This is a genomic window from Aeromonas cavernicola, assembly GCF_002795305.1.
In the GTDB taxonomy this organism is placed as follows: domain Bacteria; phylum Pseudomonadota; class Gammaproteobacteria; order Enterobacterales; family Aeromonadaceae; genus Aeromonas; species Aeromonas cavernicola.
Map to the genome: position 1 here is coordinate 34,949 of NZ_PGGC01000016.1, position 24,825 is coordinate 59,773.

Genomic DNA, 24,825 nt, shown 5'->3' on the forward strand with positions numbered 1-24,825 from the left:
GATACAGGGATTGCAGGATATGAATGAGAAGGTTGGAGCAGATAGGCTGTTTTATCTAGGCATCATCAGTGGTGTGCTGATGTTCCTGATGTTTTTTCAGTTTCAGCTCCTCACCGGTGACCAGACTCAGATGCTCTACAAGGGGTATCTGGGTGCTTACCAGGGGGTCTGGCTCAGCTATGGCAATGCGGCTAGTGCAGTAGGTAATGTGCCGGGGAGTCTATCGGCTTGGCTGATCGGTGGGCCGCTACTGCTGTGGGATTCACCTTATACCCCGATGATCCTGCTGCTAGCGATGCGACTGGTGGGCTTTTTGCTGTTTGATGCGGTGATCCGGCAGATATTTGGGGATAGAGTGCGGTTGCTATTTTTGCTGCTGTGCTGGTTCAACCCTTGGTTTCAGTACGAGAGCCTGCTCTACAACCCCTCTTATCTGTTCCTCTTTTCCGCTATGCACTGCTGGTCTGCGTGGCATATGCGCGAGCGAGCCTCGTTCTGGCACATGATTGTCCACCTGCTGGCTATCGGGATGGCCATGCAGTTGCACTACTCTTGGCCGTTGTTGGCGGTGATCTCGGCTTATCTGTTTTGGCGCCGAGTGCTCCACGTCAGTTGGCTGGGAGTGGTGGTGGCGGTATTGCTGATTGGGGCGTCACTGATCCCTTATGCACTCGAGGTGATGAATAACACCACGATTGTGCAGAATGTCGATCCCGAGGCGCGTCAGCGCTATATCGGCTGGGGGCTGGTCCACGTCTACCCCGTCTTCAAGTCGGTGCTGTACTGGTTAAGGTACGGCTCTTGGCTATTTGCCAGCAAGCTGGTCAACGACACTCAGTTTATTTGGCTGGCGGGTCATGAGTATTGGCAGTTGGCAGCGGTTTGGTTGTGGCGCATGGTGGTCTATGGCGTTGGCGCAGCCACGGTGCTGCTGGCTGCGAAGGCCAATTGGCAGCTCTGGCAGACCATCCGCCCCCGTCTTTTGCGCAGTGATTGCGGGCCGATCAACGGAGAGACGTGGCTGGGCCTTTATGCGGTGGCGGCGGTGCTCGCGGTACTAACCAGCGCCGCGCTTTCTCCCATCATTTTCAACTACTGGCATCTGATGCTGGTCTTCCCCTACGCCCTGTTTCCCCCCTTGTTACTACTTGTGGGTTGGAGTAAGCGTTATCCCCAGTGGTGGGGAAGAGGATTGGTGGGCGCATCACTGTTTTGCTTACTGGTTAATGTGATTGCGGCGACCGACAGCACCAAGTTTTCCTTTCAAGCCGATTACCAACAGCAGGTGGAAGCCTATTTGCAAGAGGCTGGCTTGGTTCGTCAGCCGTGACAGGATGAGCCGCAACGGATTGCGGCAGTCATGCTTGATGGCGCTGGCGGGGTCGATCTGCCACCGTGACAGCTCGATTTTACTCGCTGTTACCGCCTTGTTTGGCGCGCATGATATTGATGATTTCAAGGTCGGTATCGAGCATCCCCTCTTTTGCCAGCCGGCCCAAATTGGCGATAGTTTGATCCACGTCGTCTGACACTATGCCTTCGCTCTGGGGAACCCGGAGGTTATTGATCGCCAGCAGCGATGACTTCACCGCCGCCGAGGTGGAGGTCGACACCTTCATCGAACAGGCACTGCCAGCACCATCACAAATGATGCCTGACACGTCACCAATCATGTTGTTGATACAGTGGCTGATTTGTTCAAATTGACCACCGAGTAACCAAGTGATGGCGGCGCCAGAGCCCATCGCGGCGGTGCTGGCCGCACACAGGGCTGAGAGCTTGTGCTGGTAGGTTTTGATATAGATAGCGACCAGATGACTCATCACCAGCGCACGGGTCAGTTGCTCATCGCTGGTCTTGAGAAAGCGGGCGGCAGCCACCACTGGCATGGTTGCCGCAATGCCTTGATTACCTGAGCCGGAATTGGACATGGCGGGCAACATGGCGCCATCCATCCGAGCGTCCGATGCGGCAGAAGAGAGCCGCATGGCCAGCGTCATCAAGTCATCAGACAACAGCTTACGTTCCACTTGTTGGGTCAGGATCTGGCCGATCCGTAAGCCATAGCCCTGCAATCCCTCATCTGCTAGTGCTTGATTCATGGTGGCGGCCGCACGGATAAAATCGATCTCTGGCAGTGGCACATGCAACGCAAACTCCACGATGTGGCGCAGGTTCATGGTGGGTTTACTGGCTTGAGCGGGCTGAATGTGAACGCTAGGAGCGCTGTCTTGGCTCATGAGCACTTCACCATCCTTCTCCATCAGGATGATCCGGGTATGATCGGTACAAATCACCACTCGGGCACTGTGGCCTGCCGCTTCGGCTAGTACTTCGGCGTACAGCACATCAGGCACATCTTTGACATCCACTCTGATGACAGGCAGCAACGCTTTGGCGGCCTCAACGTGGGCAGGCGTGAGAGCGCTTAGCACTTGCAGCCCCGCATCAGGATTACCCCCAGTAATGCCGACCGCAGCCGCCACGGGTAACCCGATCATGCCGGTGCCGGGTACCCCGACCCCCATCCCATTTTTGAACAAATTGCCGCTGACCCACACCCTGACCCGAGTGGGGGTCTCTCCCAGCAATTGGCGGCAGTTGGCTGCGGCCAGTGCAACCGACATAGGTTCGGTACAGCCAAGGGCGGGGACGACCTCGCGCTTGAGGAGGGTAATAAAATCGGTCCATTGTGTGTTCATGTTCAATTCTCGTGTTCGTGATCAGGCAAGGAGCTTGCTATCCGCCGTCAACAGGGGGCGGTCAGACCCGAGGAGGTGATCGCTAGGTTTAAGTATATTCATGAGACCCGCCACGAGGTCACGTTACCAGTGGCGGGTCTGATCTGGGCTTGGTGTAGGAGAGCGGTCTACCGACGACGCTAGCCTTGCTGTGCTTGCTAGGACTGACCCGGTTTCTTATTTTTCGCCAACGCCGCCGCGAACGCATTGCCCATGGCGCCGCCCAGAGAGGCGCTTTGGCGTGGCTCATTTCTTGGCTTGGCGTTGCCGGCACTGCTGTTGCGCGCTTCAGCCGGCTTGCGGGCCGGTTGCCCAGCTTGCTCATCAAGGCGCATGGTCAGGCTGATCCGCTTGCGTGGCACATCGACTTCCAGCACCTTCACTCGCACTATATCGCCCGCTTTGACCACTTCACGAGGGTCTTTCACGAAACGATCGGTCAGGGACGAGATATGCACCAGTCCATCTTGATGGACGCCAATGTCGACGAAGGCGCCGAAATTGGTGACGTTGGTGACCACCCCTTCCAGTACCATCTCGGGCACCAGGTCGCTTAACTTCTCCACCCCTTCCTTGAAGGTCGCGGTTTTGAACTCGGGGCGTGGGTCACGGCCCGGCTTGTCCAGCTCTTTGATGATGTCTGTGACGGTGGGCAGGCCGAACTGCGCATCGGTGTAGTCGGCCGGTTTCAGGCTGCGCAGCTGGTGACTGTTGCCAAGCAGACTGTCGACGGTCTGCTCCAGTTTGGCGAGGATCCGCTCTACCACGGGGTAAGATTCAGGGTGTACCGCTGAACCATCGAGTGGGTTGCTGCCACCGCGAATCCGCAAAAAGCCAGCGCACTGCTCAAACGCTTTAGGGCCGAGTCGACTCACTTTCAGCAGTTGCTGGCGGCTGTTGAACGCGCCGTTTTCATCCCGGTAGGCGACGATGTTTTGGGCCATGGTCTGGGAGAGGCCGGATACTCGGTTGAGCAGGGCGACCGAGGCGGTATTGACATCGACCCCAACCGCGTTCACGCAATCCTCTACCACCGCATCCAGTCGGCGGGCTAGCTGGCTCTGGCCGACGTCGTGTTGATACTGGCCCACCCCGATACTCTTGGGGTCGATCTTGACCAGCTCGGCCAGCGGGTCTTGCAGGCGGCGGGCGATGGAGACGGCACCACGGATCGAGACGTCGAGATCTGGGAACTCCTGAGAGGCGAGCTCAGAGGCGGAGTAGACCGAAGCTCCCGCTTCGCTTACCACGATTTTCTGCGCTTTGGCGGCGGGGTAGCGTTCGAACAGATCGCTCACCAGTCGGTCGGTCTCCCGCGAGGCAGTGCCGTTGCCAATGCTGATGAGCTCGACCTTGTGCTTCTGGCACAACTCGCTTAGGGTCTTGAGGCTCTGATCAAGCTGGCGTTTTGGTTCGAACGGATAGATGGTGGCGTGATCGACCAGTTTGCCGGTGGCATCTACCACGGCAACCTTGACCCCGGTGCGGATGCCCGGATCCAGCCCCATGGTACAGCGCATACCGGCCGGGGCCGCCATCAGCAGATCCTTGAGGTTCATGGCAAACACCTTGATTGCCTCGTCCTCTGCCGATTCGCGGATGCGGCCGACCAGTTCGGTCTCCATCTGCAAGGAGAGCTTGATCTTCCATGTCCAGCTAACCACCCCTTGCAGCCACTTGTCGGCCGGGCGGTTTTGTAGATTGAGCTTGAGGTGGTGGGCGATGATCCCTTCGCAGGGGCTGGCGCTTGTCTCCTCGCCCGTCACCAGCGCCAGATTGAGGATCCCCTCGTTACGTCCGCGCAGCATGGCCAGCACTCGGTGGGAGGGGGCCTTGTGCAGCGGTTCGTCATGTTCGAAGTAGTCTTTGAATTTGGCCCCTTCCTGCTCCTTGCCGGTCACCACACGGGCCCGCAGGGTGGCGTATTGCCACAGGTAGTCGCGCAGCTTTTCCAGCAGATCAGCCTGCTCGGCGAAGCGCTCCATCAGGATGTAGCGGGCGCCATCGAGGGCGGCCTTGCTGTCGGCAATGCCCTGTTCGGCATTGAGGAAGGCGGCAGCCGCTTGCTCGGGATCCTGCATCGGGTCGGTGAACAGCAGGTTGGCCAGCGGCTCCAGCCCGGCCTCAATGGCCATTTGCCCCTTGGTGCGGCGTTTGGGTTTGTAGGGGAGGTAGAGATCTTCCAGCCGAGTTTTGCTGTCGGCCTCGTTCAGTTCACGGGTCAATTCTGGGGTGAGTTTACCCTGCTCCTCGATGGAGCGCAGGATCACCTGACGGCGATCTGCTAGTTCACGTAAGTAGCCGAGGCGGCTCTCTAGGGTACGCAGCTGGCTGTCGTCCAGACCGCCAGTGACCTCTTTACGATAACGGGCGATAAAAGGCACGGTAGCGCCTTCGTCCAGCAGGCGGATGGCGGCGTCGACTTGTTGCGGGCGGGCACCTAGCTCGGCGGCAATCTGGTGTTCAATGGTCGGTATCATGATGTTGGGTTAGCACCTTTGTCATCGGGTCTGGCGATGTGGTGAGCCAGACCCGTATGGTCGATGGTCGGCGCCAAAGGGATGGGGCCGCCAGCGAGGATTGAAGTTTGTTAGGCGGTGTAGCTGATGTGGTTGATATACCAACAGACTTCACCCAAGGGGGTCTGCACGATGGCCTCATCACCGACCTCTTTTTTCAGCAAAGCGCGGGCCATGGGGGCATCAATGGAGATGTAATCTTTGCGGCCAAAAATCTCGTCATAGCCGACGATGCGAAAGCGCTTGGTTTCGCCCTCGTCGTTCTCCACCTCGACCCACGCGCCGAAGAACACTTTGCCCTCTTGGGCGGGGGCGTAGTCGACGATGCCCAGCTCTTCGAGACACTTGCGTAAGTAGCGGACTCGTCGGTCGATCTCGCGCAACCGTTTTTTGTTGTATTGGTAGTCGGCGTTTTCGCTGCGATCCCCCAAGCTGGCCGCCCAAGCGACCTTTTTGGTGACATCAGGGCGCTCTTCACGCCAGAGGAGATCGAGCTCTTGTTTGAGCTTGTTATAGCCTTCACGGGTGATCAGTTTGGTTTTCATACAGTCTGATTGCGTCGCGTTCTGGGGGGAGTAACAACTGACTGGGGATATTAGCGGCTGATGGCTCGCTGTCGAGTGAAAAAAGCGGTGAGGGCCATCAGGTACCCCCTCATTAGCGGGCCTTTCTAGCGCGGGGGCTACGTCATAACCGGTAACATATTTATGCTTTGCCGATATCCGTTGGCCCTCTACTATTGAGCCGGCATTAACAAGGAGAATCAGGCAGATGAGCCAGCAGCAATACAAGATTCTGGTGGTGGATGACGACCTCAAATTACGCTCATTACTGGAGCGTTACCTCACCGAGCAGGGATTCGTGGTAAGGGGGGTGGCGAACGGCGAGCAGGCAGATCGCTTGCTCGCCCGTGAGAACTTCAGCTTGATGGTGCTCGACCTGATGCTGCCGGGTGAAGATGGCCTCTCTATTTGTCGGCGCTTGCGGGCAGCCAGTAATCAAATCCCAGTACTGATGCTGACGGCCAAGGGCGATGAGGTCGACAGGATCGTAGGGTTGGAGATGGGCGCCGATGATTATCTGCCCAAGCCATTTAATCCACGGGAGTTGCTGGCGCGGATTCGGGCGGTGTTGCGTCGCCACACGGTCGAGCTGCCCGGTGCCCCTGCCACAGCAGAGAAGATGGTCTGTTTCGGTGCTTACCAGCTCAATCTCGCCACCCGTGAATTGCATCGTGATGGGGAGCCCGTTGCCTTGACCAGCGGCGAGTTTGCGGTGCTCAAGGTGCTGGTTAGTTATCCCCGTGAGCCACTGTCGCGGGACAAACTAATGAATCTGGCGCGGGGGCGGGAGTATACCGCCACCGAACGTAGCATTGATGTGCAGGTTTCTCGTCTGCGACGCCTGCTGGAGCAGGACCCGGCTCAACCCCGCTATCTGCAGACGGTGTGGGGGCTCGGTTATGTGTTTGTGCCAGATGGTGAGGGGGTATGAGCAAGGTTGCGGGGATGTTTTCCCGCATCCTCTGGTTTTTGGCGGCGGTGTTAGTGGTTTATCAGGCCGTCTCTTACGTGACTTTCTATAACTACCTACTCGCCCCCACGGTTAAGCAGATCAGCCATTTACTGGCCAATCAGGTCAAACTCATTTTTCCGGTCGGAAGTGGTCAGCTGGCATTAGACGATGATGGTGAGGCGCTGATCTATGTAGCGACCGGCAGCGACATCTATACCCAGCTGGAAGCCAAAAAACATGGTTTAGCCGCCGCCAAGCCTTACGCCTATTTAGAAGAGAACCTCAGCCGTGAGCTGGGTGGTCCGACGAAGGTACGGGTCGAGATCCAAAATCACTACATCATTTGGATTCAACCTCCCCAGGCTAATCAACTCTGGGTTCGGATCCCGCTTACTGAGATTGAGGATGACGACATTGAACCACTGATTATCTATCTGACTGTACTGCTCGCCATTACTTTGTTTGCGGCCTGGCGCTTTGCTCGCCAGTTGGTGCGGCCTCTTGAAGAGCTCGAAGCGGGCGCCGTGGCGGTGGCTAAAGGCCATTTTCCCGATGCGTTAGGGGAGCAGGGTTCTCGCGAGGTGCGACGACTGACCCGCACGTTCAACCATATGTCCTATTCCATCCAAGAGCTGATCGCAGAGCGCAATCTGATGATGGCCGGCGTGTCTCATGATCTACGTACCCCGCTGACTCGCATCCGGCTGGCCACCGAGATGATGTCCTCGGGTGACGAGTATCTCAGGGGGTGCATCAATGCTGATATCGATGAGTCCAATGCTATCATCGACCAGTTTATCGATTACATCAGACCGGATGAGGGATTAGATACTCATCCCATCGATCTGACTCAACTGATCCATGATGTTTTACTGATGTACACCGAGCAGGGTGCAGAGGTGGAGTTAGCATTGCCAACAGAGGCGGTATGGGTGGCATGTAACCCAGTGAGTGTAAGGCGGGTGCTGAGCAACCTTGCTGGCAATTCACTGCGCTACGGTGCCAGTCGATTACATGCCGAATTGCAAGAAGATAGTCACTGGGTGCGTCTGAGATTAAGTGATGATGGCCCCGGGATTGCTGAACAAGATTATGATCGAGTGCTCAAACCCTTCACCCAAGGTAATCTGGCGCGGACTAATGGTGGTAGTGGTTTGGGACTGGCGATTGTCGCTAAAATAGTCGCTCAACATCATGGCACGATTAAATTAGGCCATGCCGAGTTGGGGGGCTTGCTGGTTGAAATCCGGCTACCTAAACACCAACCCTTGGTGTGGCAGGATTAGCACAAGGGCGTATCACGTGATGCGCCTTTCTGCATTTTTAGGTTTGTGGATCAAGGCGCTTACGCTTGCCATACGGTACTTGTTGAATGAGCAACGCGGCGACGATCAGTGCCAACCCGATCGGCGTGGCGGGGTGAATGGTTTCACCGATCAACAGGTTGAGCAGTACTAACGAGGCAAACGGCGAGATAAATATGAGGTTGCTGATGGGGGCGGTATTGGTGGCATAGCGCAGTGCCATCAGCCAGAGCACGAAGCCAAAACCCATCTCGAACAGTCCAACATAGATGGCACCAAGCCACCCCTGCCAGGCAGTCATGGCAAAGTCAGAGAGTAACCAGGTCGCCCCAGCAATAAACGGCAGGCTGATCATAAAGCCAAGCAACAGGCTAACGATGGGGTCTCCTTGATGGCGGGCATTGAGGATCCAGTAGCTGGCCCAGATGAGCGTCGATACCAGCGCCAGTGTCACGCCGAGTGGACTGTCAAATTGCAGGCCGAACACATTCCCTTTGGTGGCGATCACCAGCGCGCCAAAGTAGCCGAGAAGAATAGCGACACCATCACGGCGGCGCAGTTTTTGGCCGAGGAAAGGAACGGCCAGCAGGCTGAGAGTGATGGCCCAGGTGTAGTTAAGGGTCTGTGCCTGTTGGGCTGGCAGCAGGTCATAGGCTTTGAATAGCAGCAGGTAATAGAGGAAGGGATTGAGTATTCCAAGCGCGAGATAGTAGCGCGGACGTGCCTTCAGGTAAGTACCCAGCACTGCCAGTTTACCCTGTTTGGCCACGATAATAGCCAGCGTTAAGGTGGAGGTTAATGCTGCAACCAACAGTAATTGCAAGGGTTCAAAATAGCTGAGCGAAATTTTGAAGGCGCTGGCGACCGTTGACCAGAGTGCGACGGCGCAAAGTCCATATTGATAGGCTTTCTTTTGATCTTTGAGCATGGCGAGTCGTTCTATTAACGAAGGCGGTGCTCAGTCTATCAGCCGGAGGGTCGGCTTGTCGCATTGGCAAATAGACGGTGCCAAAGAGTGGGCGAGTAAGCGTAAACCAGTCACGATAAAGGGCGTTGCAACGCATGGCATTGCGCACAAACTGTCCGCTGCTGCTTGCGCAAATTAGAAAAATCGGTATAATCCCGTCCGCTTGCCCATGAGGCTCGCCAGACGATATGTCTGCTTGCTGCGCATCCCCTGAGTGGGAACCAGCCATACAGTCTCCCCGATATGGGGAGAAACGTGAAAAATCACACCTCTGGCGGGAACAATCTCGGTCGGGCGGTGTTGGTTTATGTTCTTTTATCTATTGGAGCTCTGTCAATGCAGAACCAAAGAATCCGTATCCGCCTGAAGGCTTTTGATCATCGCCTGATTGATCAATCCACTGCGGAAATCGTTGAAACTGCAAAGCGCACTGGCGCGCAGGTTCGCGGTCCTATTCCGCTGCCGACTCGCAAAGAGCGTTTTACCGTTCTGATCTCCCCGCACGTCAACAAAGATGCGCGTGATCAGTACGAGATCCGCACTCATAAGCGTCTGGTAGACATCGTTGAGCCAACTGACAAGACCGTAGATGCCCTGATGCGTCTGGATCTGGCAGCGGGTGTAGACGTCCAGATCAGCCTGGGTTAATTACGGAAAGAGGTTGATAACAATGACAATCGGTCTTGTAGGTCGCAAAGTGGGTATGACTCGCATCTTCACTGAAGATGGCGTTTCTATCCCGGTGACTGTTATCGAAGTTGAAGCTAACCGTGTAACTCAGGTCAAATCTGTAGAAACCGACGGCTACAACGCTATTCAGGTTACCACTGGCGCCAAAAAAGCTAGCCGTGTAACTAAGCCGGAAGCTGGCCACTTCGCCAAAGCTGGTGTAGAAGCCGGTCGCGGTCTGTGGGAATTCCGCCTGAACAACGGTGAAACCTTCACTGTTGGTAGCGAGCTGAAAGTAGATCTTCTCGCTGACGTTAAGCTGGTAGACGTTACTGGCACATCTAAGGGTAAAGGTTTTGCCGGTACTGTTAAGCGCTGGAACTTCCGCACCCAAGATATGACTCACGGTAACTCTCTGTCCCACCGTGTACCTGGCTCTATTGGTCAAAACCAGACCCCGGGCCGTGTATTCAAAGGCAAAAAGATGGCTGGTCACATGGGTGCTGAGCGTGTAACGACTCAGAACCTGGAACTGGTTCGTGTTGACGCTGAACGCAACCTGCTGCTCATCAAAGGTGCAGTACCGGGTGCAACCAACGGCAACGTGATCGTCAAACCTGCCGTCAAAGCGTAACGTCTGAGGAGATAGTAATGGAATTGGTAATGAAAGACGCCAAGAGCGCTCTTGAAGTTTCCGAGACTACCTTCGGGCGCGAATTCAACGAAGCTCTGGTTCACCAGGTCGTCGTTGCGTATGCCGCTGGTGCCCGTCAGGGTACTCGTGCGCAGCTGACTCGCTCTGAAGTGTCTGGTGGCGGTAAAAAGCCGTGGCGTCAGAAGGGTACTGGTCGTGCCCGTGCTGGCTCCATCCGTTCGCCCATTTGGCGTTCCGGTGGTGTGACTTTTGCTGCTAAGCCGCAAGATCACAGCCAGAAAGTAAACAAGAAGATGTACCGCGGCGCTATCCGTAGCATTCTGTCCGAGCTGGTACGTCAAGAGCGCCTGATCGTTGTTGAAAAGTTCGGCATTGAAGCGCCGAAAACTAAAGAACTGATCGCCAAGCTGAAAGAGATGGAACTAACAGACGTTCTGATCGTGACCGCTGAGGTCGATGAGAACCTGTTCCTGGCTGCTCGCAACTTGTACAAAGTCGACGTGCGTGACGTTGCCGGTATCGACCCGGTCAGCCTGATCGCTTTCGACAAGATTCTGATGACTGCTGAGGCAGTTAAGCAAATCGAGGAGATGCTGGCATGATCCGCGAAGAACGTTTGTTGAAAGTTCTGAAGGCTCCGCACATCTCTGAAAAGAGCACCATGGTTGCAGAAAAGCAGAACACAATCGTGTTCAAAGTTGCTGTTGACGCTACCAAGGCGGAAGTCAAAGCTGCAGTTGCGAAACTGTTCGAGGTCGAAGTTGAGACCGTCCGTACCCTGAACATGAAGGGTAAAACCAAGCGCTCAGGTGCACGTGTAGGCCGTCGTTCCGATTGGAAAAAGGCTTATGTGACTCTGAAAGCAGGTCAGGACATCGACTTCATGGGCGCAGCCGAGTAAGAGGAGTTCTCAAAAATGGCAATCGTTAAGTGCAAGCCTACTTCTCCGGGCCGCCGTCACGTCGTCAAGATCGTCAATCAAGAGCTGTACAAGGGTAAGCCTTTTGCTGCTCTGCTGGACAGCAAGAGCAAGTCCGGTGGTCGTAATAACAACGGCCGTATCACTACTCGTCACATTGGTGGTGGTCACAAGCAGCACTATCGTCTGGTCGACTTCAAGCGCGACAAAGACGGTATCCCGGCTAAAGTTGAGCGTTTGGAATACGATCCAAACCGTACCGCGAACATCGCCCTGGTGTTGTACGCAGACGGTGAGCGTCGTTATATCCTGGCTCCGAAAGGCCTGAAAGCAGGTGACGCAATCGCTTCTGGCGCTGATGCTGCGATTAAGGTAGGTAACACCCTGCCAATGCGCAATATCCCGGTCGGTTCTACCGTTCACGCGGTTGAGATGAAGCCTGGTAAAGGTGCTCAGCTGGCTCGTTCCGCTGGTACTTTCATCCAGATTCTGGCTCGTGAAGGTAACTATGTAACTCTGCGTCTGCGTTCCGGCGAAGTGCGTAAAGTTCTGGCCGAATGCCGCGCTACCATCGGCGAAGTCGGTAACTCCGAGCACATGTTGCGTCAACTGGGTAAAGCCGGTGCAAACCGCTGGCGTGGTATTCGTCCGACCGTTCGCGGTATGGCGATGAACCCAGTCGACCACCCGCACGGTGGTGGTGAGGGTCGTAACAAGGGCATGCAGCCTGTGTCCCCATGGGGCCAGAAGGCTAAAGGCTTCAAGACCCGTAAGAACAAGCGTACCGACAAGTACATCGTACGTCGTCGTAACAAGTAATTGTTAACATAGAGGAATCACCATGCCACGTTCTCTCAAGAAGGGTCCATTTATTGACCTGCACTTGCTGAAGAAGGTAGAGAAAGCGGTGGAAAGCGGGGATAAAAAACCGGTTAAGACCTGGTCCCGTCGTTCAATGATCATCCCGAACATGATCGGTTTGACCATCGCTGTCCATAATGGTCGTCAGCACGTTCCGGTTTTCGTTACCGAAGAAATGATCGGTCACAAACTGGGTGAATTCGCACCGACTCGTACTTATCGCGGCCATGCTGCTGATAAGAAGGCTAAGAAGCGCTAAGGGATAAATGATGGAAGCTATCGCTAAACACCGTTATGCCCGTACTTCTGCCCAGAAAGCTCGTCTGGTAGCCGATCAAGTACGTGGTCTGTCCGTAGACAAGGCTCTGAACATCCTGACCTTCAGCCCGAAAAAGGCTGCTGTGCTGGTTAAGAAAGTGCTGGAATCTGCCATTGCCAACGCTGAGCACAACGAAGGCGCCGATATCGACGCGCTGCGTGTTGCTACTATCATGGTCGACGAAGGTCCCTCCATGAAGCGCATCCGCCCGCGTGCCAAAGGTCGCGCGGACCGTATCCTCAAGCGTACCGCTCACATCACTGTAGTGGTATCCGACGCTAAGGCTGGGAGATAAGCAATGGGTCAGAAAGTACATCCTAATGGCATTCGCCTGGGTATTACCAAGCCTTGGAATTCTACCTGGTATGCGAATACCAAAGACTTCGCTGACAACCTGTACAGCGATTTTCAAGTACGCCAGTTCCTGACCAAGGAACTGAAAAATGCGTCCTTGTCCAAGATCACCATCGAGCGTCCGGCTAAGAGTATCCGTGTGACTATTCACACTGCTCGTCCGGGTGTTGTGATTGGTAAGAAAGGCGAAGACGTTGAGAAGCTGCGCAAAGTTGTCGCCACAATTGCTGGCGTGCCTGCTCAGATCAACATTTCCGAAGTCCGCAAGCCGGAGCTGGATGGCAAACTCGTTGCCGACAGCATCACTTCCCAGCTTGAGCGCCGTGTTATGTTCCGTCGTGCTATGAAGCGCGCGGTACAAAACGCCATGCGTTTGGGTGCCAAGGGCATCAAAGTGGAAGTTTCCGGTCGTCTGGGCGGTGCTGAAATCGCGCGTACCGAATGGTACCGTGAAGGTCGTGTGCCGTTGCACACCCTGCGTGCCGACATCGACTACGCAACTTCTGAAGCCCACACCACTTACGGTGTGATCGGCGTTAAAGTTTGGATCTTCAAGGGCGAAGTTCTGGGCGGTCTGGCTGCTGTTAATGCTGCCGCGGCTCAAGAACAAGCTCCTGCAAAGCCCAAGCGTGACAACAAGCGCCGCGCTGCTAAGTAAGGAGATTCGGTAAATGTTGCAACCAAAGCGTACTAAATTCCGCAAGACCCATAAGGGTCGTAACCGCGGTCTGGCCAACGCTGGTAACGAAGTTTCTTTCGGTACCTTTGGCCTGAAGGCGACATCTCGTGGTCAACTGACTGCTCGTCAAATTGAAGCGGCTCGTCGTGCCATGACCCGTCACGTTAAGCGTCAGGGTAAGATCTGGATCCGTGTGTTCCCGGACAAACCGATTACCGAAAAACCCCTCGAAGTTCGTATGGGTAAAGGTAAGGGTAACGTGGAATACTGGGTTTGCCCGATCCAGCCTGGCAAGGTGCTGTACGAGATGGACGGTGTACCTGAGTCCTTGGCGCGTGAAGCGTTCGCCTTGGCCGCAGCGAAGCTGTCTGTTCAGACCACTTTCGTAATTAAGACGGTGATGTGATGAAAGCCCAAGATCTGCGTCAAAAGAGCGTTGAAGAACTGAACCAAGAGCTGCTGGGCCTGCTGCGTGAGCAATTCAACATGCGTATGCAAGCGTCTACCGGCCAGTTGGCTCAGACTCACACTCTGAAACAAGTGCGTCGTGATGTCGCACGTATCAAGACTGTACTGACTGAGAAGGCAGGTGCGTAATGACTGATAAAATCCGTACTCTGCAGGGTCGTGTAATTAGCGACAAGATGGATAAGTCCATCACTGTTGCTATTGAGCGCAAGGTAAAGCACCCGATCTACGGTAAGATCATCAAGCGCACTACCAAGCTGCACGTACATGATGAGAGCAATGAGTGTAAAGCGGGTGATCTCGTGGAGATCCGTGAATGCCGTCCATTGTCTAAGACTAAGTCTTGGACCTTGGTTGGTGTTCTAGAAAAAGCCTAATTAGCACTTTAAGCAAAACAAGCGGCCCTTTCACGGGGCCGTTTGTTTTTTAGGCTACCTTTTCCAAAACTCCTGTGTTATAGTTTCGCGCCTTTTAAAGGCAGCCAGATCCCATTAGGGATAAGAAGTAAACAAAGCGGAGCACTAAGATGATCCAGATGCAAAGTATGCTGGGTGTTGCCGACAACTCCGGCGCTCGCAGTGTAATGTGTATTAAGGTTCTGGGTGGTTCGCACCGCCGTTACGCCGGCATCGGCGACATCATTAAAGTTTCCATCAAGGAAGCGATTCCTCGCGGTAAAGTGAAGAAAGGTGATGTGTATAACGCGGTGGTCGTACGCACCCGTAAAGGCGTTCGTCGTCCGGACGGCTCAGTCATCCGTTTCGACAACAATGCGGCTGTGTTGCTTAACAACAACCAACAGCCAATCGGTACTCGTATTTTTGGCCCGGTGACCCGTGAACTGCGTAATGAGAAGTTCATGAAGATTGTGTCCCTGGCACCCGAAGTACTGTAAGGAGTCGAACGATGGCAGCTAAAATCCGTCGCGAAGACGAAGTGATTGTTCTTACCGGCAAAGACAAGGGCAAGCGTGGCAAAGTCACTCAAGTCCTGATTGCAAAAGGTAAGGTAATCGTGGAAGGCATCAACCAAGTGAAGAAACACCAGAAGCCGGTACCCGCACTGGGTCAGGCTGGCGGTATCGTCACTAAAGAAGCCCCCATCGATGTATCAAACGTAGCGCTGTTCAACTCTGCCACTGGCAAAGCTGATCGCGTTGGTTTCCGGATTGAAGATGGCAAGAAAGTCCGTTTCTTCAAATCCACCGGCGAACTTGTGAAGTAATTGGAGTTTAACGATGGCGAAACTGCATGATTACTACAAATCCGATGTAGTAAATGAACTGTCTAAGCAGTTCGGTTACAAGACTATCATGCAAGTCCCTCGGATCGAGAAAATCACCCTGAACATGGGTGTTGGTGAAGCGATCTCTGACAAAAAACTATTGGAAAATGCAGCTGCTGATATGGCTGCTATTTCTGGTCAGAAGCCGCTGATCACCAAAGCTCGCAAATCTGTTGCGGGCTTCAAGATTCGTGAAGGCTACCCGATAGGTTGTAAAGTAACCCTGCGTGGCGAGCGTATGTGGGAGTTCCTGGAACGGCTGATCTGTATCTCCGTACCGCGTATCCGTGACTTCCGTGGCCTGAACGCTAAAGCGTTCGACGGTCGTGGTAACTACTCCATGGGCGTGCGTGAGCAGATCATCTTCCCGGAAATCGACTATGACAAAGTCGATCGCGTCCGTGGTTTGGATATCACCATTACCACTTCCGCGAATACCGATGAAGAAGGCCGTGCTCTGCTGGCTGCCTTTAACTTCCCATTCCGCAAGTAAGGTTAGGGTTATGGCTAAAACATCCATGAAAGCGCGCGAAGCAAAGCGTGCGAAGCTTGTGGTAAAGTTCGCGACCAAGCGTGCTGAACTGAAAGCTATCATCGTTGATATGAACGCTTCTGAAGAAGCGCGTTGGGACGCTGTGCTGCAACTGCAACAGCTACCCCGTGATTCCAGTCCGTCCCGCCAGCGTAACCGTTGCAATATTACTGGTCGTCCGCACGGTTTCCTGCGCAAGTTTGGCCTGTCCCGCATCAAGGTGCGTGAGCATGCCATGAAGGGCGAAATTCCGGGCCTGAAGAAGGCTTCTTGGTAACGAATCTCGGGAGTTAGACTTATGAGCATGCAAGATCCGATCGCGGACATGCTGACCCGCATCCGTAACGGTCAGGCGGCGAGCAAAGTTGCGGTTTCCATGCCTTCTTCCAAGCTGAAAGTGGCTATTGCCAAAGTGCTGAAGGAAGAGGGTTACATCGCTGGCTATTCCGTAGCTGGTGACGTGAAGCCGGAACTGGAAATTGAACTGAAATATTTCCAGGGCAAGCCAGTTGTAGAACTGATCCAACGCGTAAGCCGTCCAGGCCTGCGTATTTATAAGCGCACTACTGATCTGCCGAAAGTGATGGGCGGTCTCGGTGTTGCTATCGTGTCCACGTCTAAAGGTGTGATGACTGACCGTGCTGCTCGCAAAGCAAGCATGGGCGGTGAGATCATCTGCTACGTCGCTTAATAGGAGGTAGGACATGTCTCGTGTTGCTAAGGCACCCGTCACTATTCCTGCTGGCGTAGAGGTGACTCTGAATGGCCAAGAACTAACCATCAAAGGTGGTAAAGGTTCATTGGTTCGTTCTATTCACGCCGGTGTAGAAGTGACCAAAGAAGACAATGTACTGAAGTTTGCCCCGCGTGGCAGCATCGCTGGTGCTGACGCTCAGGCAGGCACCGCCCGTGCATTGGTCAACAACATGGTAATCGGTGTTACCCAAGGCTTCGAGCGCAAGCTGCAGCTGGTTGGTGTAGGTTATAAAGCCTCCATCAAGGGCAATGCTGTTGCGCTGGCTCTGGGCTTCTCTCACCCGGTAGAGCATGCGCTGCCGGCTGGTGTGACCGCTGAGTGCCCGACGGCTACAGAAATCGTTCTGCGTGGCGTCGACAAGCAGCTGGTTGGCCAAGTCGCCGCCGATATCCGTGCTTACCGCGCTCCGGAGCCCTATAAGGGCAAGGGTGTACGCTATGCCAACGAGCAAGTGCGTACTAAAGAAGCTAAGAAGAAGTAAGGTAACACTATGGACAAGAAAGCAGCTCGTCTCCGTCGTGCTACTCGTGCTCGGAAAAAGATGCAGGAACTGGGAGCAACCCGTCTGGTCGTTCACCGTACTCCGCGTCATATCTATGCGCAGGTTATTGCAGCCAACGGTTCCGAAGTTCTGGCCTCTGCTTCCACAGTAGAGAAAGCTATCAGCGAAGGGCTCAAATACTCCGGTAATGCTGATGCAGCAACCGCAGTAGGGAAAGCAATCGCTGAGCGAGCTATTGCCAAAGGCGTTCAGAACGTATCTTTCGATCGTTCCGGTTTCAAGTATCACGGTCGCGTAGCCGCTCTTGCAGCAGCTGCACGTGACGCTGGTCTTCAGTTCTAAGCTAGGAGTCGAAGATGGCTAAAGTCGAATCTCAAGCCGGCGAACTGCAAGAAAAGCTGATTGCAGTAAACCGTGTTTCGAAAACTGTTAAAGGTGGTCGTATCATGTCCTTCACAGCGCTGACTGTGGTGGGTGATGGTAACGGCCGTGTAGGTTACGGTTATGGTAAAGCTCGTGAAGTTCCCGCTGCTATTCAAAAAGCAATGGAACAGGCTAAGCGTAACCTGAACAAGGTTGAGCTGAATGATGGAACTCTGCACCACCCGGTGAAAGGTGTTCACTCTGGTTCTACCGTGTTTATGAAGCCCGCTTCCCAAGGTACAGGTATTATCGCAGGCGGCGCTATGCGCGCTGTTCTGGAAGTTGCCGGTATCCACAACGTGCTGGCTAAGACCTACGGTTCCACTAACCCAATCAACGTTGTTCGCGCAACGGTAGACGCTCTGGTTCACGGTCAATCACCCGAACAGATCGCTGCTAAGCGTGGTCTGCGCGTTGAAGAAATTCTGGGGTAATGCGACATGGCTAACACTGTAAAAGTTACTCAAACACGCAGCTCTATCGGCCGTCTGCCTAAGCATAAGGCTACTCTGCGTGGTCTGGGTCTGCGTCGCATTGGTCATACCGTTGAGCTGGAAGATACTCCCTGCGTTCGCGGTATGATCAACCAAGTTTATTACATGGTTAAGGTGGAGGGCTAAGCATGCGTCTGAATACTCTGTCTCCGGCCGCAGGTTCTAAGCGTGTCAAGCACCGTCCGGGCCGTGGTATCGGTTCTGGTTTGGGTAAGACCGGTGGTCGTGGTGTTAAAGGTCAAACCTCTCGTTCCGGTGGCGGCAAAGTCCGCAACGGTTTCGAAGGCGGCCAAATGCCTTTGAAAATCCGTCTGCCGAAGTTCGGTTTTTTCTCTCGCAAATCTTTAGTTTCTGCTGAAGTGCGTTTGAACGAACTTGCACTGGTAGAAGGTAACGTTGTTGACTTGAGCACGTTAAAGCAAGCCGGTGTTGTTACCAAAAACATCGTGTTCGCCAAAGTTGTGCTATCTGGCAACATTGACCGAGCTGTGACCGTTCGAGGGCTGTCCGTCACCAAGGGTGCGCGTGCTGCTATCGAAGCTGCTGGCGGTAAAATCGAGGAATAATCAGTACAATGGCTAAGAAACCAGGATTGGATGTTAAAGCGCAAGGTGGTCTGAGTGAATTGAAGAGTCGTTTGCTCTTCGTTCTCGGGGCGATTATCGTTTTCCGTGCAGGCTCTTATGTGCCAATTCCTGGTATTGACGCCGCCGTACTGGCCGAGTTGTTCCAGCAACAGAAGGGCACCATCATTGAAATGTTTAATATGTTCAGTGGTGGTGCACTATCGCGTGCTTCTATTCTTGCGCTTGGGATCATGCCTTATATTTCGGCATCGATCATCATTCAGCTGCTGACTGTTGTTCATCCTGTTTTGGCTGAACTTAAGAAAGAGGGTGAATCAGGTCGTCGCAAGATTAGCCAATATACCCGTTGGGGCACGTTGGTTTTGGGAACGTTCCAAGCCATTGGTATAGCAACAGGTCTGCCGAATATGATGCAGGGGCTCGTCACTAATCCGGGTCTTGGCTTCTATTTCACAGCTGTTGTGAGTCTGGTCACTGGTACCATGTTCTTGATGTGGTTGGGGGAGCAGATTACCGAGCGTGGAATTGGTAATGGTATCTCGCTGATTATTTTCACAGGTATCGTTGCTGGTTTGCCGCATGCCATTGGTGCTACGGCCGAGCAGGCACGTCAAGGGGAATTGCATATTCTGTTGTTGCTATTGCTGGGTTTGATTGTTTTCGCAGTGACGTATTTTGTTGTGTTTGTTGAGCGTGGTCAACGACGTATAGTCGTTAACTATGCTAAGCGCCAACAAGGTCGTCAAGTGTTTGCTGCGCAAAGCACACACCTGCCATTGAAAGTTAATATGGCTGGTGTAATTCCTGCGATTTTTGCATCAAGCATCATTCTCTTTCCTGGCACAATCACCTCTTGGTTTGGTCAAGGCGAAGGCAGGGTAGCTGATGTGTTGCAGCAGATATCTATGGTTCTGCAACCAGGTCAGCCCTTGTATGAAATGCTTTATGCAGCAACCATTATTTTCTTCTGTTTCTTCTATACCGCGTTGGTTTTTAATCCTCGCGAAACGGCAGATAACTTGAAGAAAAGTGGAGCCTTTGTTCCGGGGATTCGCCCAGGTGAGCAGACAGCACGTTACATAGATAAAGTCATGACTCGCCTGACATTGGCAGGTGCGCTCTATATTACCTTTATCTGTCTGGTACCCCAGTTCTTGATGACTGCTTGGAATGTACAATTCTATTTCGGCGGCACCTCGCTGCTGATTATTGTTGTAGTCATTATGGACTTTATGGCTCAGGTTCAGACCCATATGATGTCTCATCAGTATGGTGATGTCCTGAGGAAGGCCAACTTGAAAGGCTATAGCCGTTAGTTCGGCGTAGTTACGGAGTTTAAGCAATGAAAGTTCGTGCTTCCGTTAAGGCAATCTGCCGTAACTGCAAAATCATCAAGCGCCATGGTGTGGTGCGTGTGATTTGCAGTGAGCCTAAGCATAAACAGCGCCAAGGCTAATTTTTTACGGTTAGTACTTGCAACATATGGTTGTGCTGGCTATTATAGCCAGCCAACTTTTGTTGTGTATTGGTTGACCGCCACGTATCCGCTAACGGGCTTTGTGGTGGTCGTAATCTACTATATGTAGGAGTGAATAGTGGCCCGTATCGCAGGCATTAACATTCCTGACCATAAACATGCTGTCATCGCTTTGACCGCTATTTATGGCGTCGGCCGTACCCGCTCAAAAGCCATTTGTGCTGCAGCCGGTATCGCTGAGAATGTGAAAATTAAAGATTTGGATGAGTCTCAGATTGAGAGTCTTCGTGAACAAGTAGGTAAGTTCACCGTTGAGGGCGACCTGCGTCGTCAGATCTCTATGAACATCAAGCGATTGATGGATCTGGGTTGCTATCGTGGTTTGCGCCACCGTCGTAGCCTTCCTGTTCGAGGTCAACGAACCAAGACCAACGCTCGTACTCGTAAGGGTCCGCGCAAGGCCATCAAGAAGTAACGGGAAGGTAGAAAATGGCTAAAACTCCGACTCGTGCTCGCAAGCGCGTTAAAAAGCAAGTGAGCGACGGTATCGCACACGTTCATGCATCTTTCAACAATACAATCGTGACTATTACCGACCGTCAGGGCAATGCTCTGTCGTGGGCTACCTCTGGTGGTTCAGGTTTCCGTGGTTCTCGTAAATCAACGCCTTTTGCGGCGCAAGTAGCTGCCGAGCGTGCTGGTGAAGTCGCCAAAGAATACGGCGTTAAGAACCTGGAAGTCATGGTAAAAGGTCCGGGTCCCGGTCGTGAGTCCTCCATCCGCGCTCTGAACGCGGCTGGCTTTCGCATCACTAACATTACTGATGTGACTCCGATCCCGCACAACGGTTGTCGTCCTCCCAAGAAGCGTCGCGTATAACGCTGTAGCTACTTGGTCTAGGATTGTTGGAGAAAGAAGATGGCAAGATATATCGGTCCTAAGCTTAAGCTTAGCCGTCGTGAAGGCACCGACCTCTTCCTGAAGTCAGGTGTTCGTGCGATTGATTCTAAGTGTAAGATTGATACTGTTCCTGGTCAGCACGGTGCTCGTAAGGCTCGTCTGTCAGATTATGGTATTCAACTACGCGAGAAACAGAAAGTGCGTCGTATTTACGGCGTATTAGAAAAACAGTTCCGCAATTATTACCGCGATGCTGCCCGTCAAAAAGGTAATACCGGTGAGAATTTGCTGCAGCTGCTTGAAGGTCGTTTAGACAACGTTGTTTACCGTATGGGCTTTGGCGCCACTCGCGCAGAGTCTCGTCAGCTGGTTAGCCATAAAGCTATCATGGTAAACGGTCGTGTTGTGAACATTCCTTCTTTTCAGGTTTCCCCTGAGGACGTGATCTGCGTTCGTGAGAAGGCAAAGAAACAGGCCCGTATTAAAGCATCTCTTGAAGTTGCTGGTCAGCGTGAGAAGCCGACTTGGGTAGAGGTCGATGCGTCTAAAATGGAAGGTGCTTTTAAACGCCTGCCAGAGCGTTCAGACCTGTCTGCCGATATTAATGAACAGCTGATCGTCGAGCTTTACTCTAAGTAAGGCTAGCTTCTAAAGAGAGGACACAATGCTGGGTTCTGTAACAGATTTTCTTAAACCACGACTAGTTGACATCGAGCAGGTTAGTCCCACTCATGCTAAGGTGACCTTAGAGCCACTAGAGCGTGGCTTTGGCCATACTTTAGGTAATGCTCTGCGTCGTATTTTGCTGTCAGCTATGCCAGGTTGTGCAGTTACTGAAGTCGAGATTGACGGTGTACTGCATGAGTACAGCAGCAAAGAAGGTGTGCAGGAGGATATTCTTGAAATCCTGCTTAACCTGAAAGGTATCGCTGTGAAGCTTGAAGGCAAGGACGAGGTAACTCTGTCCCTTACCAAGTCTGGAACAGGCCCCGTTACCGCTGGTGATATCACTCACGGTGATGAAGTCGAGATCGTAAACCCGGAGCACTTAATCTGCCACCTGACTGGTAGCAATGCTGAAATCAGTATGCGCCTTAAAGTTCAGCGCGGTCGCGGTTATGTGCCTGCTTCTGCTCGTGTTCATAACGATGATGAAGAGCGTCCAATCGGTCGCTTGCTGCTGGACTCTGCGTTCAGCCCCATTATTCGTATTGCCTACAATGTTGAGGCTGCACGTGTAGAACAGCGTACCGACTTGGACAAGCTGGTTATCGACATGGAGACCAATGGTACTCTAGATCCTGAAGAAGCTATTCGTCGCTCAGCCACTATATTGGCAGAGCAGCTGGAAGCATTCGTGGATCTACGCGATGTCAGCGTGCCCGAGAAGAAAGAAGAGAAACCCGAGTTTGATCCGATTCTGCTACGTCCTGTCGATGATTTGGAGCTAACAGTTCGTTCTGCGAACTGTTTGAAGGCAGAAGCAATCCACTATATTGGTGATCTGGTACAGCGTACCGAGGTTGAGTTGTTAAAAACACCTAACCTAGGTAAGAAGTCCCTGACAGAAATCAAGGACGTGTTGGCCTCCCGTGGTCTGTCTCTTGGCATGCGCCTTGAGAATTGGCCGCCCGCCAGCATCGCTGACGAGTAATCCAGATTGCGGGTTTCACAGATTTAGTTAGAAGGATAAGGTCATGCGCCATCGTTTGAGTGGTCGTCAACTGAATCGGAATAGTAGCCATCGTCAGGCAATGTTCCGTAACATGGCCAGCTCCCTAGTTCGTCATGAGATCATCAAGACGACTCTGCCTAAGGCAAAAGAGCTGCGTCGTGTAGTTGAACCGCTGATCACCCTTGCCAAGACTGATAGCGTAGCTAATCGTCGTCTGGCATTTGCCCGCACTCGCGACAACGCGATCGTGGCTAAGTTGTTCAATGAATTGGGTCCGCGCTACCTAGAGCGTGCTGGTGGGTATACTCGCATTCTGAAATGCGGTTTCCGTGCTGGCGATAACGCTCCAATGGCTTACATTGAGCTGGTAGACCGCCCAGCAGCTGCGGAAGCAGCTGCAGAGTAATAAAATGAAAGCCGGGCTTGTCCCGGCTTTTTATTTGTTTGTGATTACTTGGTAGCGTGTTTATATGTGAAGTTTATTTTAAGGCCTCGAATGAGGTTTTTTCATTTTCTGTGTTCACTTAATGCTTCTCGATATTTCTATTATGGCAGTGCACATATTGTACTCGTCATTACCAAGGTCAGGCCTTTTGTTCGCTCTCGCCTCATCAGGTGTGACGCAGATTTAATATCCTGTTTTCCATAAAATTTTTCGCCCTTTGCTGTCACTCAAACCATTAGTACGCCAAGTTCACATCCCATAGGGTTTATCGATATTCCTTATCTTGACGGCTATTTTCAACCTACCCCAATTTATTCTCAGTAAAAGCCAACGCTTCCTAACAGCCATATAGCAACTGAATGTCACGTAAGGCACCCCAAAAAATAACCCCCTACATTGAGAAGGGAGCTATTTGAAACAGGGGTGAGTACGGAATATCACTCGATGTTTTGGATCTGCTCGCGCATCTGCTCGATCAGCACTTTCAGCTCGACGGCGGACTGGGTCACTTCAGCGTTGATCGACTTGGAGCCCAAGGTGTTCGACTCGCGGTTGAACTCCTGCATCATGAAGTCGAGGCGACGGCCACAGGCGCCACCCTTCTTCATGATCTTGTTGGTCTCGCTGATGTGCATCTCCAGACGATCCAGCTCTTCGGCCACGTCGATCTTTTGGGCCAGCATGACGATCTCCTGCTCGATGCGGACCGGATCCAGCTCAACTTTGGCTTCGGCCAGCCGGTCGGTGAGCTTCTGGCGCTGCCACTCGATGATCTGCGGCAGATGGACGCGCACCTTCTTCACTTCGACCTGAATGCCATCCAGACGCTGCTGGATCAGGTTCTTGAGGTTGGCACCCTCGCTGGCACGGGAGGCGATAAAGTCTTCCATGGTCTGGTCAAACCCGCCGAGCAGCTCGGTGGCGACCGCATCCATGTCCTGTTCGGCGGCGGCCATGACGCCCGGCCAGCGCAGCACGTCGACCGGATTGAGCTGGCCCTGGCCTGCTTCTTTCATTACCCAGTTGGCGCTGTCGATGATCAGCTTGGCCAGCTCTTCATTAATGTGCAGCTGGCTGGCTGCGGCCTGAGCGGCCTCGAAACGCAGGTTGCACTCCACCTTGCCGCGCTGCAGCTTGGCGCGGAAACGCTCACGCAGTACCGGCTCCAGGCTGCGCAGTTGCTCCGGCAGGCGAATGTAGGTTTCCAGATAGCGCTGGTTGACCGAACGAATTTCCCAAACGGCGGTGCCCCAGTCGCCCTTGAATTCCTTGCGGGCGTAGGCGGTCATGCTGTGAATCATTGATTGTTCCGAGCTTGATGAAGTGTGCGGCCAGTATACTCAGCCCGGCCCTGCTCGTCAGCCGAAGCCGTGGTTTTAGCGGCTGATATTTGGGGCCTAATGACTTATACTCCTTCGCCAATTTGAGCCAGCCCAGAGGTCCGTTCCATGTCACGTCCCAGCGATCGCAGTGCCGCAGAGCTTCGCCCGGTTACCATTACCCGCCACTTCACCAAGCATGCTGAAGGGTCCGTGCTGGTGGAATTCGGCAACACCCGCGTGCTCTGCACCGCCAGCGTCGACACCAGCGTGCCGCGCTTCCTGAAAGGGAAGAATCAGGGCTGGGTGACTGCCGAATACGGCATGCTGCCGCGCTCCACCCACTCCCGGATGAACCGCGAAGCGGCCTCCGGCAAGCAGAGTGGCCGTACTCTGGAGATCTCCCGTCTTATCGCTCGCTCCCTGCGTGCCGCGGTAGACCTGACCGCCCTTGGCGAGC

37 protein-coding genes are annotated in these 24,825 nt (G+C 53.5%); 32 read left to right on the forward strand and 5 right to left on the reverse strand.

Annotated features, from left to right (window positions below; genetic code table 11):
- The first annotated feature begins 19 nt into the window (after positions 1-19).
- Positions 20-1,330, forward strand: a complete 1,311-nt coding sequence (locus tag CUC53_RS02595; RefSeq protein ID WP_236757850.1) for a 3-deoxy-D-manno-octulosonic acid transferase — start codon at positions 20-22, stop codon at positions 1,328-1,330.
- Between the two features lie 79 nt (positions 1,331-1,409).
- Here CUC53_RS02595 and CUC53_RS02600 read toward each other — a convergent pair whose 3' ends face one another.
- The 3 genes from CUC53_RS02600 to greB form a co-directional block, all read right to left on the reverse strand.
- Entirely contained in the window at positions 1,410-2,702 is a 1,293-nt protein-coding gene (locus CUC53_RS02600; RefSeq protein ID WP_100292723.1) for an L-cysteine desulfidase family protein, read from the reverse strand.
- Positions 2,703-2,899: 197 nt separating this feature from the next.
- Complete coding sequence (locus CUC53_RS02605; protein WP_100292724.1) at positions 2,900-5,221, reverse strand: Tex family protein; 2,322 nt, start codon at positions 5,219-5,221, stop codon at positions 2,900-2,902.
- A 110-nt stretch (positions 5,222-5,331) separates the two neighbouring features.
- Entirely contained in the window at positions 5,332-5,805 is a 474-nt protein-coding gene (gene greB, locus CUC53_RS02610; protein WP_100292725.1) for a transcription elongation factor GreB, read from the reverse strand.
- Positions 5,806-6,031: 226 nt separating this feature from the next.
- Here greB and ompR point away from each other — a divergent pair, with 226 nt between their 5' ends.
- Together ompR and envZ are read left to right on the forward strand one after the other, a co-directional pair.
- Positions 6,032-6,754, forward strand: a complete 723-nt coding sequence (gene ompR, locus CUC53_RS02615; protein ID WP_100292726.1) for an osmolarity response regulator transcription factor OmpR — start codon at positions 6,032-6,034, stop codon at positions 6,752-6,754.
- Positions 6,751-8,061 (forward strand): two-component system sensor histidine kinase EnvZ, encoded by a 1,311-nt coding sequence (envZ, locus tag CUC53_RS02620; protein ID WP_100292727.1) that lies wholly within the window; start codon positions 6,751-6,753, stop codon positions 8,059-8,061. Before ompR ends, envZ begins: the two co-directional genes overlap by 4 nt.
- A 37-nt stretch (positions 8,062-8,098) precedes the next feature.
- Here envZ and CUC53_RS02625 read toward each other — a convergent pair whose 3' ends face one another.
- Positions 8,099-9,007 (reverse strand): DMT family transporter, encoded by a 909-nt coding sequence (locus CUC53_RS02625; RefSeq protein ID WP_100292728.1) that lies wholly within the window; start codon positions 9,005-9,007, stop codon positions 8,099-8,101.
- A 375-nt stretch (positions 9,008-9,382) separates the two neighbouring features.
- On the opposite strand from CUC53_RS02625, the gene rpsJ reads away from it, so the two are divergent.
- The 28 genes from rpsJ (at position 9,383) to rplQ (ending at position 23,007) form a co-directional block, all read left to right on the forward strand.
- On the forward strand, positions 9,383-9,694 hold the full coding sequence (gene rpsJ / locus CUC53_RS02630; protein ID WP_005307944.1) for a 30S ribosomal protein S10: 312 nt from the start codon (positions 9,383-9,385) through the stop codon (positions 9,692-9,694).
- Positions 9,695-9,716: 22 nt separating this feature from the next.
- Positions 9,717-10,349, forward strand: coding sequence for a 50S ribosomal protein L3 (rplC, locus tag CUC53_RS02635; protein ID WP_010672559.1), 633 nt, complete (start codon positions 9,717-9,719; stop codon positions 10,347-10,349).
- 17 nt (positions 10,350-10,366) lie between these two features.
- Complete coding sequence (gene rplD / locus CUC53_RS02640; RefSeq protein ID WP_100292729.1) at positions 10,367-10,972, forward strand: 50S ribosomal protein L4; 606 nt, start codon at positions 10,367-10,369, stop codon at positions 10,970-10,972.
- Positions 10,969-11,271, forward strand: coding sequence for a 50S ribosomal protein L23 (rplW, locus tag CUC53_RS02645; RefSeq protein WP_005331199.1), 303 nt, complete (start codon positions 10,969-10,971; stop codon positions 11,269-11,271). Before rplD ends, rplW begins: the two co-directional genes overlap by 4 nt.
- A 15-nt stretch (positions 11,272-11,286) precedes the next feature.
- Positions 11,287-12,108: a 50S ribosomal protein L2 gene (gene rplB / locus CUC53_RS02650; protein ID WP_100292730.1), complete on the forward strand. Its 822-nt coding sequence runs from the start codon at positions 11,287-11,289 to the stop codon at positions 12,106-12,108.
- A gap of 22 nt (positions 12,109-12,130) precedes the next feature.
- Complete coding sequence (rpsS, locus tag CUC53_RS02655) at positions 12,131-12,409, forward strand: 30S ribosomal protein S19 (protein WP_005307960.1); 279 nt, start codon at positions 12,131-12,133, stop codon at positions 12,407-12,409.
- 10 nt (positions 12,410-12,419) lie between these two features.
- Positions 12,420-12,764, forward strand: a complete 345-nt coding sequence (gene rplV, locus CUC53_RS02660) for a 50S ribosomal protein L22 (protein ID WP_005319741.1) — start codon at positions 12,420-12,422, stop codon at positions 12,762-12,764.
- A 3-nt stretch (positions 12,765-12,767) separates the two neighbouring features.
- The gene (gene rpsC, locus CUC53_RS02665) at positions 12,768-13,481 is read left to right on the forward strand and encodes a 30S ribosomal protein S3 (protein WP_100292731.1); all 714 of its coding nucleotides are present in this window, start codon (positions 12,768-12,770) and stop codon (positions 13,479-13,481) included.
- Between the two features lie 13 nt (positions 13,482-13,494).
- Complete coding sequence (gene rplP, locus CUC53_RS02670) at positions 13,495-13,908, forward strand: 50S ribosomal protein L16 (RefSeq protein WP_100292732.1); 414 nt, start codon at positions 13,495-13,497, stop codon at positions 13,906-13,908.
- A complete protein-coding gene (rpmC, locus tag CUC53_RS02675) occupies positions 13,908-14,099 on the forward strand; it encodes a 50S ribosomal protein L29 (RefSeq protein ID WP_005307965.1) in 192 nt (63 codons plus the stop codon). The genes rplP and rpmC overlap by 1 nt, the downstream gene beginning before the upstream one ends.
- Positions 14,099-14,347, forward strand: a complete 249-nt coding sequence (rpsQ, locus tag CUC53_RS02680; RefSeq protein ID WP_100292733.1) for a 30S ribosomal protein S17 — start codon at positions 14,099-14,101, stop codon at positions 14,345-14,347. Before rpmC ends, rpsQ begins: the two co-directional genes overlap by 1 nt.
- A 149-nt stretch (positions 14,348-14,496) precedes the next feature.
- Positions 14,497-14,865: a 50S ribosomal protein L14 gene (gene rplN, locus CUC53_RS02685; RefSeq protein WP_005307975.1), complete on the forward strand. Its 369-nt coding sequence runs from the start codon at positions 14,497-14,499 to the stop codon at positions 14,863-14,865.
- An 11-nt stretch (positions 14,866-14,876) separates the two neighbouring features.
- Positions 14,877-15,194 (forward strand): 50S ribosomal protein L24, encoded by a 318-nt coding sequence (gene rplX, locus CUC53_RS02690; protein ID WP_005307977.1) that lies wholly within the window; start codon positions 14,877-14,879, stop codon positions 15,192-15,194.
- 13 nt (positions 15,195-15,207) lie between these two features.
- A complete protein-coding gene (rplE, locus tag CUC53_RS02695) occupies positions 15,208-15,747 on the forward strand; it encodes a 50S ribosomal protein L5 (RefSeq protein WP_005331162.1) in 540 nt (179 codons plus the stop codon).
- Positions 15,748-15,757: 10 nt separating this feature from the next.
- The gene (gene rpsN, locus CUC53_RS02700; protein WP_100292734.1) at positions 15,758-16,063 is read left to right on the forward strand and encodes a 30S ribosomal protein S14; all 306 of its coding nucleotides are present in this window, start codon (positions 15,758-15,760) and stop codon (positions 16,061-16,063) included.
- Between the two features lie 21 nt (positions 16,064-16,084).
- A complete protein-coding gene (gene rpsH, locus CUC53_RS02705; protein WP_005307980.1) occupies positions 16,085-16,477 on the forward strand; it encodes a 30S ribosomal protein S8 in 393 nt (130 codons plus the stop codon).
- A 13-nt stretch (positions 16,478-16,490) separates the two neighbouring features.
- Complete coding sequence (gene rplF / locus CUC53_RS02710) at positions 16,491-17,024, forward strand: 50S ribosomal protein L6 (RefSeq protein WP_005340607.1); 534 nt, start codon at positions 16,491-16,493, stop codon at positions 17,022-17,024.
- 9 nt (positions 17,025-17,033) lie between these two features.
- Positions 17,034-17,387: a 50S ribosomal protein L18 gene (rplR, locus tag CUC53_RS02715; protein ID WP_100292735.1), complete on the forward strand. Its 354-nt coding sequence runs from the start codon at positions 17,034-17,036 to the stop codon at positions 17,385-17,387.
- Between the two features lie 14 nt (positions 17,388-17,401).
- Positions 17,402-17,902: a 30S ribosomal protein S5 gene (gene rpsE / locus CUC53_RS02720; protein ID WP_100292736.1), complete on the forward strand. Its 501-nt coding sequence runs from the start codon at positions 17,402-17,404 to the stop codon at positions 17,900-17,902.
- Positions 17,903-17,908: 6 nt separating this feature from the next.
- Positions 17,909-18,088: a 50S ribosomal protein L30 gene (gene rpmD, locus CUC53_RS02725; RefSeq protein WP_005307985.1), complete on the forward strand. Its 180-nt coding sequence runs from the start codon at positions 17,909-17,911 to the stop codon at positions 18,086-18,088.
- 2 nt (positions 18,089-18,090) lie between these two features.
- Positions 18,091-18,528 carry a 50S ribosomal protein L15 gene (gene rplO / locus CUC53_RS02730; RefSeq protein ID WP_100292737.1) on the forward strand — a complete coding sequence of 146 codons (438 nt, stop codon included), beginning with the start codon at positions 18,091-18,093 and terminating at the stop codon, positions 18,526-18,528.
- Positions 18,529-18,536: 8 nt separating this feature from the next.
- Positions 18,537-19,865, forward strand: a complete 1,329-nt coding sequence (gene secY / locus CUC53_RS02735) for a preprotein translocase subunit SecY (protein ID WP_100292738.1) — start codon at positions 18,537-18,539, stop codon at positions 19,863-19,865.
- A gap of 26 nt (positions 19,866-19,891) precedes the next feature.
- Positions 19,892-20,005, forward strand: coding sequence for a 50S ribosomal protein L36 (gene rpmJ / locus CUC53_RS02740; protein ID WP_005319705.1), 114 nt, complete (start codon positions 19,892-19,894; stop codon positions 20,003-20,005).
- A gap of 139 nt (positions 20,006-20,144) precedes the next feature.
- Entirely contained in the window at positions 20,145-20,501 is a 357-nt protein-coding gene (rpsM, locus tag CUC53_RS02745; RefSeq protein ID WP_100292739.1) for a 30S ribosomal protein S13, read from the forward strand.
- 14 nt (positions 20,502-20,515) lie between these two features.
- Positions 20,516-20,905, forward strand: coding sequence for a 30S ribosomal protein S11 (gene rpsK, locus CUC53_RS02750; protein ID WP_064335176.1), 390 nt, complete (start codon positions 20,516-20,518; stop codon positions 20,903-20,905).
- Positions 20,906-20,944: 39 nt separating this feature from the next.
- The gene (rpsD, locus tag CUC53_RS02755) at positions 20,945-21,565 is read left to right on the forward strand and encodes a 30S ribosomal protein S4 (RefSeq protein WP_100292740.1); all 621 of its coding nucleotides are present in this window, start codon (positions 20,945-20,947) and stop codon (positions 21,563-21,565) included.
- Positions 21,566-21,590: 25 nt separating this feature from the next.
- Positions 21,591-22,580, forward strand: coding sequence for a DNA-directed RNA polymerase subunit alpha (locus CUC53_RS02760; RefSeq protein WP_100292741.1), 990 nt, complete (start codon positions 21,591-21,593; stop codon positions 22,578-22,580).
- A 43-nt stretch (positions 22,581-22,623) separates the two neighbouring features.
- Positions 22,624-23,007, forward strand: coding sequence for a 50S ribosomal protein L17 (gene rplQ, locus CUC53_RS02765; protein WP_005307999.1), 384 nt, complete (start codon positions 22,624-22,626; stop codon positions 23,005-23,007).
- A 476-nt stretch (positions 23,008-23,483) separates the two neighbouring features.
- Here the strand turns inward: rplQ and CUC53_RS02770 are convergent, their stop codons facing one another.
- The gene (locus CUC53_RS02770) at positions 23,484-24,347 is read right to left on the reverse strand and encodes a YicC/YloC family endoribonuclease (protein WP_100292742.1); all 864 of its coding nucleotides are present in this window, start codon (positions 24,345-24,347) and stop codon (positions 23,484-23,486) included.
- Between the two features lie 147 nt (positions 24,348-24,494).
- Between CUC53_RS02770 and rph the strand changes: the two genes are divergently transcribed.
- A partial coding sequence (gene rph, locus CUC53_RS02775; protein ID WP_100292743.1) for a ribonuclease PH occupies positions 24,495-24,825 on the forward strand: 331 nt, incomplete at its 3' end.

What these genes read in the sequence shown, in the direction of transcription:
- CUC53_RS02595 (WP_236757850.1), top strand. Translation starts at nt 20, where the DNA reads ATGAATGAGAAGGTTGGAGCAGATAGGCTGTTTTATCTAGGCATCATC.
- CUC53_RS02600 (WP_100292723.1), bottom strand. Translation starts at nt 2,702, where the DNA reads ATGAACACACAATGGACCGATTTTATTACCCTCCTCAAGCGCGAGGTC.
- CUC53_RS02605 (WP_100292724.1), bottom strand. Translation starts at nt 5,221, where the DNA reads ATGATACCGACCATTGAACACCAGATTGCCGCCGAGCTAGGTGCCCGC.
- greB (WP_100292725.1), bottom strand. Translation starts at nt 5,805, where the DNA reads ATGAAAACCAAACTGATCACCCGTGAAGGCTATAACAAGCTCAAACAA.
- ompR (WP_100292726.1), top strand. Translation starts at nt 6,032, where the DNA reads ATGAGCCAGCAGCAATACAAGATTCTGGTGGTGGATGACGACCTCAAA.
- envZ (WP_100292727.1), top strand. Translation starts at nt 6,751, where the DNA reads ATGAGCAAGGTTGCGGGGATGTTTTCCCGCATCCTCTGGTTTTTGGCG.
- CUC53_RS02625 (WP_100292728.1), bottom strand. Translation starts at nt 9,007, where the DNA reads ATGCTCAAAGATCAAAAGAAAGCCTATCAATATGGACTTTGCGCCGTC.
- rpsJ (WP_005307944.1), top strand. Translation starts at nt 9,383, where the DNA reads ATGCAGAACCAAAGAATCCGTATCCGCCTGAAGGCTTTTGATCATCGC.
- rplC (WP_010672559.1), top strand. Translation starts at nt 9,717, where the DNA reads ATGACAATCGGTCTTGTAGGTCGCAAAGTGGGTATGACTCGCATCTTC.
- rplD (WP_100292729.1), top strand. Translation starts at nt 10,367, where the DNA reads ATGGAATTGGTAATGAAAGACGCCAAGAGCGCTCTTGAAGTTTCCGAG.
- rplW (WP_005331199.1), top strand. Translation starts at nt 10,969, where the DNA reads ATGATCCGCGAAGAACGTTTGTTGAAAGTTCTGAAGGCTCCGCACATC.
- rplB (WP_100292730.1), top strand. Translation starts at nt 11,287, where the DNA reads ATGGCAATCGTTAAGTGCAAGCCTACTTCTCCGGGCCGCCGTCACGTC.
- rpsS (WP_005307960.1), top strand. Translation starts at nt 12,131, where the DNA reads ATGCCACGTTCTCTCAAGAAGGGTCCATTTATTGACCTGCACTTGCTG.
- rplV (WP_005319741.1), top strand. Translation starts at nt 12,420, where the DNA reads ATGGAAGCTATCGCTAAACACCGTTATGCCCGTACTTCTGCCCAGAAA.
- rpsC (WP_100292731.1), top strand. Translation starts at nt 12,768, where the DNA reads ATGGGTCAGAAAGTACATCCTAATGGCATTCGCCTGGGTATTACCAAG.
- rplP (WP_100292732.1), top strand. Translation starts at nt 13,495, where the DNA reads ATGTTGCAACCAAAGCGTACTAAATTCCGCAAGACCCATAAGGGTCGT.
- rpmC (WP_005307965.1), top strand. Translation starts at nt 13,908, where the DNA reads ATGAAAGCCCAAGATCTGCGTCAAAAGAGCGTTGAAGAACTGAACCAA.
- rpsQ (WP_100292733.1), top strand. Translation starts at nt 14,099, where the DNA reads ATGACTGATAAAATCCGTACTCTGCAGGGTCGTGTAATTAGCGACAAG.
- rplN (WP_005307975.1), top strand. Translation starts at nt 14,497, where the DNA reads ATGATCCAGATGCAAAGTATGCTGGGTGTTGCCGACAACTCCGGCGCT.
- rplX (WP_005307977.1), top strand. Translation starts at nt 14,877, where the DNA reads ATGGCAGCTAAAATCCGTCGCGAAGACGAAGTGATTGTTCTTACCGGC.
- rplE (WP_005331162.1), top strand. Translation starts at nt 15,208, where the DNA reads ATGGCGAAACTGCATGATTACTACAAATCCGATGTAGTAAATGAACTG.
- rpsN (WP_100292734.1), top strand. Translation starts at nt 15,758, where the DNA reads ATGGCTAAAACATCCATGAAAGCGCGCGAAGCAAAGCGTGCGAAGCTT.
- rpsH (WP_005307980.1), top strand. Translation starts at nt 16,085, where the DNA reads ATGAGCATGCAAGATCCGATCGCGGACATGCTGACCCGCATCCGTAAC.
- rplF (WP_005340607.1), top strand. Translation starts at nt 16,491, where the DNA reads ATGTCTCGTGTTGCTAAGGCACCCGTCACTATTCCTGCTGGCGTAGAG.
- rplR (WP_100292735.1), top strand. Translation starts at nt 17,034, where the DNA reads ATGGACAAGAAAGCAGCTCGTCTCCGTCGTGCTACTCGTGCTCGGAAA.
- rpsE (WP_100292736.1), top strand. Translation starts at nt 17,402, where the DNA reads ATGGCTAAAGTCGAATCTCAAGCCGGCGAACTGCAAGAAAAGCTGATT.
- rpmD (WP_005307985.1), top strand. Translation starts at nt 17,909, where the DNA reads ATGGCTAACACTGTAAAAGTTACTCAAACACGCAGCTCTATCGGCCGT.
- rplO (WP_100292737.1), top strand. Translation starts at nt 18,091, where the DNA reads ATGCGTCTGAATACTCTGTCTCCGGCCGCAGGTTCTAAGCGTGTCAAG.
- secY (WP_100292738.1), top strand. Translation starts at nt 18,537, where the DNA reads ATGGCTAAGAAACCAGGATTGGATGTTAAAGCGCAAGGTGGTCTGAGT.
- rpmJ (WP_005319705.1), top strand. Translation starts at nt 19,892, where the DNA reads ATGAAAGTTCGTGCTTCCGTTAAGGCAATCTGCCGTAACTGCAAAATC.
- rpsK (WP_064335176.1), top strand. Translation starts at nt 20,516, where the DNA reads ATGGCTAAAACTCCGACTCGTGCTCGCAAGCGCGTTAAAAAGCAAGTG.
- rpsD (WP_100292740.1), top strand. Translation starts at nt 20,945, where the DNA reads ATGGCAAGATATATCGGTCCTAAGCTTAAGCTTAGCCGTCGTGAAGGC.
- CUC53_RS02760 (WP_100292741.1), top strand. Translation starts at nt 21,591, where the DNA reads ATGCTGGGTTCTGTAACAGATTTTCTTAAACCACGACTAGTTGACATC.
- rplQ (WP_005307999.1), top strand. Translation starts at nt 22,624, where the DNA reads ATGCGCCATCGTTTGAGTGGTCGTCAACTGAATCGGAATAGTAGCCAT.
- CUC53_RS02770 (WP_100292742.1), bottom strand. Translation starts at nt 24,347, where the DNA reads ATGATTCACAGCATGACCGCCTACGCCCGCAAGGAATTCAAGGGCGAC.